Here is a 5,360-nt window from a genome sequence, read left to right on the forward strand (position 1 = left end):
GAGATACATCCTTCCAGCGAGGACGAATCCTCACAGATCAGATGTCAACCAAACCCGGGGCAGACCCACCCCGGGGCAGACCCAAAGGTTGATCTGGTCCTTCTTGTCAGTGTCGGTGTTCTGTTGTTTGTAGAGGTCTCGGGCGAAGCTGGGGCGGATGAAGTCTCGCCAGACCCAGCCCCATACCGTCACCGAGGGGTCAAGGTTTTCTTGTTTCCATAACACCCCCGCGTAAAGAGGTGTACTGATAATGACACTGAACGTGAACAGCAGGGTTTCAGTGAAGCCGATTGGTTTCATTTCTTGGAACCCGAAGAGTGTCAGCACTAGTAGCACGATTCCGACGATAGAAGTGCCCCACTGTGTTTTAGGGACTCTGGAAGCGGCGAAGATGACACCCACGCAGATTCCCAATACAACGTAGAGCATAACTCTCACCCTCCTGAGCAGGCAGACCCTCACGCATCAAAGGCAGCTACTACGGGTCTGACCTGGGCAGACCCGTAGGCCCTGAGGCATCATCCGATGCGTTGGATCTTGACGATCCCCCGCCAGGCAAGTAGCCCGCAGAAAAGCAGGGCTATCAGGACGAGCGTGGGACCTCCCTGGAGGTAGATCAAAGCAAGAGCACAAAAATAAGCGTAAGAGTCGATTGCTTTCCATACTAGTAAGAAGGCGCCCATTTCGCCGCCCAGGCCCACCATAGTATCCGTTCCGTCTTGTCGAGCTTTAGATAGTTGGTAGAGGCGGGCACTGAGTGCTAGCAGTAATGGAAAGACCATAGGTAGAGGGCTCAGGCTACTCAGAAATGGGATAGCGATGCTGAAAATCAGCAGGAAGATCGCGGCCGGAAGAAATGATCTAAAGAGCCGTCTTGAGGTCGACTCCGCGAAAGGAGAGATAGATCCGCCAGATTCGATCTCGCTGCGGGACACATCAAAAAAAATCCCGGAAGCGCTGTAGAACCCTAGGAGCAGGAAAGTTCCGGTGACAGGATCAGCAGTAAGTTGCGATAGTACTGTGAACAACACGATGAGCACGGTCAGCCACAAGATGCCGATCGCTGAACGTGCTGGTGTCCTTAGCAACCTAGCGAGCAGCGAGAACCCAAAAGAGTACGTCAAAACTGGAAGGCGGCGCAAAACCGTAGGGGTAGCTTTCAGAGAAGCTGCTGCGTCGAGGAAGTTTCCCGTGTAGAGGAACGCATACGAGGCACTGCTCTGCTGTGAACGGTGGATCATGACATGGATATCGCAGCTATGCAGAATCCATACATCGACGGCACAGAGAACCAGGATCAGAGTTGCCAATACCATGGCTGCAAAGTTCGAAGCCAAAAGCTCTAGTGTCCAGTCCAACCCTGAGGAAATTACGATCCAATGGCCGAGCAGGATAGCGGCGGAAGTGATTGCCGGGAGGACCCAACGACGATAACCACCCTGGCATTGCCCCCACAGCCAGTGCGTGGTGAGAAGTTTCACGAGAGCCGCACTCCCCAAGGCGAGACCTAGAAGATTAATCGATTCTGTAGTGAGGTTCGAAGCACCTACGAGTGCGGTCATGATCGCCATGGCTAGAGCAAAGGTGTTGCAGACTGCAACGCCAGGCCACAACACGCTAGCTCTGGAAAAAGGAAGTTCTAGTTGAAACCTGGCAAAGCTACCTAATGGTCGGGCCGGGCCAATAACAGAACCAAGATAGGTTACTGAAAAGAACGCTCCAGCTAGGAGAACTGGAAGACCTCTATCAAGGACATTCCATCCGGCGAAAACGGGCGATAGCACCTGAACAAATCCCACCAGTGCTGACGCAAGCGGGGCACCGATAACTACAAACAGAACGACAGATAGGTACAGCAGGTAAACGCCTGAGGTCTGAGGGGTTCCGGTGGATACCCTGGACTTAGCGATCCGATAATACTGCCAGCTCCGCCACAGCGACAGAGACTGCTCCGACCGTAGGCTTCCCGTCTGCTCCCGAATCATGTCTCTGCACCAGAAAGTACCAGTTTATGATCTGCCTCACTGGCGAGTAATGGGCTGTGAGTTGTAATGACAACACTGATGCCGACATCATTGAGAAAGGAGAAGACCTGGATAAGTTCTTTGACTCGCCCCTCATCCAACCGTTGTTCTGGCTCGTCCAGAACAAGTAACCGCATCGGTCTCAGCAACCGCATACATAACGAGAGCACTTGGCGCTGCCCCGAGGAGAGCTCGTGGGGGAAGCGGTCACCAAAGCCCGCGAACTTCAGGTGATTTGTAAGCTCACTGTGCGGAGTGCTGGCATAATCATCTGTCCCGTACCATGACATGGTCACCAATTTGAGGTTTTCTTCTGCAGTGAGGTCTGGGACGAACGGGGCCTCAGAAATACCAACTGACACTGCTTGGCGGAACGCACCAGACCTCCATGAAGGAGTTACCCCGAAAACCTTCACGCTTCCTGCTGTCGGGGTGATCTCTCCAGTGAGCGTTCGCAGCAATGTAGTTTTCCCAACTCCGTTTGGACCAACAATTGCCGTTGTTGCTGCGGAACTCAAGGTCTGTGTGACAGGTGACAGGAGGTCTTTACCCTCAACTCTTACCGTACAGCTATTCAGCTCAACGGGGATTCGTGTTGGTTCCTGACCCATCATGGCCCTTCCGCATTTGCTCTACATTTCAATATCACGGAACACTACTTTCGCAGGTCCGGGCTATATGATCCTAGACTGCTCTAGTGTCGAAGCTGAGCGGGTAATCTTTCCCGAATTCGCAAACCTCCGAGACGAACACCGGTTCAATCGATTCAATCTCGCCGGGACGTGAAGTGAGCAGCATGAACTGAAACTCGCTACTATCTGCAATCTGAGAACCTTGTGCTTGGGCTGTATCAATAAGGCGCCCCTTGGTGTACAGACGGATGACCTGATAAGCGATACTTCGAACCGCCCACTCATAGGACCCGCCGAAGCCTTCGAGGATTTTCATCTGCTGAATACTGTCAAACAAAGCCTTAGGAGCCCGGCTTCCGGGGTTCCACAGCGCTGAGTGCAAGCGAAGCGGATTGTCGATCCGGAGTTCGGTCCAGTCTTCCCAGCGGGCATGCCCATCGGCTCGAATTCGAGCAAAGAGATGCGAATTATCGATCCCGGGGTTCGGGGCAAAGAACCGCCACTGCGGCAGGAGACTAAATGCTGAGATTCTTCGCCCGAGACCGATCTTCCCGTCAGGAGAATTCTCCAGAATCGTCATAACGATATGAGCCCCAAGTACTGGCATTACTACACTCTCAATTGCCTGTCGCAGTGATGTCATTACCGAACAACCCAATCCCTGATTTTCTCTGTCAGCTCAGCAGCGCAATCGATTCCTCCAAGAATGCGACGATGGCTGCTTCCTGCAATGACATCAAAGTCGCTCCCAAGCTTTTCGGCTAGTGCACGTTGCTGATCAACGTTGTCAGCAGCAGCAACGACCAAAGTTCGAAGACCTAAAGCTATGAACTCTGAAATATTGACCCCTGGTGTGTCAAAGAACTCTCGCTGAGCACCTAGAAGCGTGCGAACGCTCCCTAAGGTCTGGATATAAGAACGTTGAATAACTGGCCGATACTCGACATCCTTCTCAATCTTAGACGGAACCCAACGACTCATTCCGCTGATCGTGGAGAAGATTTCTTGTGCTGTGGTTTGACGATAAAACCCGGCAGCTTCTGAGTCGTTGCGACTGGTTTCCCATAACTCAGGATCGGTTGCATCCACGAAGATGACCCCATCGCAGCGATTGCGCAATGATGGGTAGTTCTTCAGCAGGTTAATAGCCATGATGGAGCCGAACGAGTGAGTGACCAGCGTGAACCGGCGATCGCTGATACTAGGGATCTGAGTCAATAGCTGGTGTAACGCCTGGCCGCCGGTAAGTTTACTGTTGGACAAGCCGATGCCTGAACGGTTGTACCGTAGACAGTCAAAGTCACCCTGTGCGTGGTACTGAACCCAATCCCACGACTCCAGCGGAGATCCAAGGCCGTGTTCTAGCACAAGCAAAGGACCGCGACGATCCTGAGGTCTCAGGGAATACTCGATGCGGCCGCCTGAATCGGTTACAAAAACGTCGTTGCCGCTGTCACCGGTTCTTCGCGTGTACTCCTCGTCACCACGAATAAGATTCGCCACTGCACTGATGCCAAGAATCGAAGCCGTAGAAAAAGCTACAAAATGTTCAATTTTCACCTGCGACCCTCCTCTGTTCAGAGTCGGCCACATACTCAACTGCCCCATGAGCCGAGGAGAAGCCCCAGAAAAATCGGGGTAATCCCATTGTTGCAGCTACGCCGGCGTGGAACGCCTTCACTAGACTCAACGCGACGGTCCGCCCTTCTGGAGGCAGTACATACACCACCGGGAAACCGGCTTCCCACACTATAGTGGACCAACTCAGGATTTTTCCCAGCAGTGGGTATTTCTTGATCATTCGAGAAAACACAGTGTTTCCGTAGATCTCAGTGGAAACGATTTTCTCCAGTGCTCTACCAGAAAGCCAAGTGGAGGAAATAGCTTTCGCCGCGCCGGCAGCAACATAGGATGTAGCAGCCTGAAGGTTTACAGCCCTCAAGAAAAGATCGTCAGATCTGCCCTGGTTGGGAACGCAAGCTGTCAGAATCCGGTACGTCCAAATGATCCCCGACATTTGATCAGCACCATCGCGACCAAAAGGGTTCCGGTACTCAAAAAGCCGATTCGACACTAAGGATAGCGCAGCTCCGGTAATCTGGGCCCAGCGAGAATTCCTTGCACTAAGAATTAACAACGAACCACAGATATGTACACCTTGCAGAACGACTACAGCCTCTTTACTATCCAGCAGGTCATGAAATTTTTTAGGGAGCTTACTTCGTCGAGCTCGCGAAGTTCCGACGAGAATACCCTGAGGTCCGTAGTCATCCAGTCGAGTCAATACTTCTAAGGAACCAATAAGTTGCCCGAAAGCTGCGGGGGACATGGTCTTATAAACCATGTCCCCCGCAAACTCGAGGTTGATCTCCTCACTCATCAACGGCTACGTTTAGCAAGCCAGGCAAAGAGTGCTGCCCGTCACTGCCATCGCAGCAGCTGGTGCTATAAGAGCAGTCGTAGGAGTAGTCATGACAGGACTGTCGTTAGATCCCATGTAGCCAGGATGGACATCCGAAAACGCAAAGTTCACAGCCCCTTGAAGACTAGAAAAATTACTAGATCCTACAGCGTACATACTCAATCCTCCTTAATTTATGGACTGCTCAGTCCAGATACATATATCTTAGGTCACCCGGGTCTGCCCCGGGTTTGGTTGACATCTGATCTGTGAGGATTCGTCCTCGCTGGAAGGATGTATCTC

General features: G+C 52.3%; 7 protein-coding genes. All 7 read right to left on the reverse strand.

Features of this window, described 5'->3' with window-relative positions; all coding sequences use genetic code 11:
- Window positions 1–30: 30 nt before the first annotated feature.
- Complete coding sequence (locus tag C501_RS0100210) at window positions 31–429, reverse strand: hypothetical protein (RefSeq protein ID WP_018133630.1); 399 nt, start codon at window positions 427–429, stop codon at window positions 31–33.
- Between the two features lie 89 nt (window positions 430–518).
- Window positions 519–1,571 carry a hypothetical protein gene (locus tag C501_RS0100215; protein ID WP_018133631.1) on the reverse strand — a complete coding sequence of 351 codons (1,053 nt, stop codon included), beginning with the start codon at window positions 1,569–1,571 and terminating at the stop codon, window positions 519–521.
- Between the two features lie 410 nt (window positions 1,572–1,981).
- Entirely contained in the window at window positions 1,982–2,638 is a 657-nt protein-coding gene (locus tag C501_RS13735; protein ID WP_083906470.1) for an ABC transporter ATP-binding protein, read from the reverse strand.
- A 70-nt stretch (window positions 2,639–2,708) separates the two neighbouring features.
- On the reverse strand, window positions 2,709–3,236 hold the full coding sequence (locus C501_RS0100225; RefSeq protein ID WP_156807538.1) for a hypothetical protein: 528 nt from the start codon (window positions 3,234–3,236) through the stop codon (window positions 2,709–2,711).
- 62 nt (window positions 3,237–3,298) lie between these two features.
- Window positions 3,299–4,216 carry an alpha/beta fold hydrolase gene (locus tag C501_RS11885; RefSeq protein ID WP_018133634.1) on the reverse strand — a complete coding sequence of 306 codons (918 nt, stop codon included), beginning with the start codon at window positions 4,214–4,216 and terminating at the stop codon, window positions 3,299–3,301.
- Window positions 4,206–5,036: a hypothetical protein gene (locus C501_RS11890; RefSeq protein ID WP_245532358.1), complete on the reverse strand. Its 831-nt coding sequence runs from the start codon at window positions 5,034–5,036 to the stop codon at window positions 4,206–4,208. The genes C501_RS11885 and C501_RS11890 overlap by 11 nt, the downstream gene beginning before the upstream one ends.
- 12 nt (window positions 5,037–5,048) lie before the next feature.
- A complete protein-coding gene (locus C501_RS14900) occupies window positions 5,049–5,234 on the reverse strand; it encodes a cypemycin family RiPP (protein ID WP_156807539.1) in 186 nt (61 codons plus the stop codon).
- Between the last annotated feature and the right edge of the window lie 126 nt (window positions 5,235–5,360).

The organism is Acaricomes phytoseiuli DSM 14247 (assembly GCF_000376245.1).
GTDB classification, from domain to species: Bacteria; Actinomycetota; Actinomycetes; order Actinomycetales; family Micrococcaceae; genus Renibacterium; species Renibacterium phytoseiuli.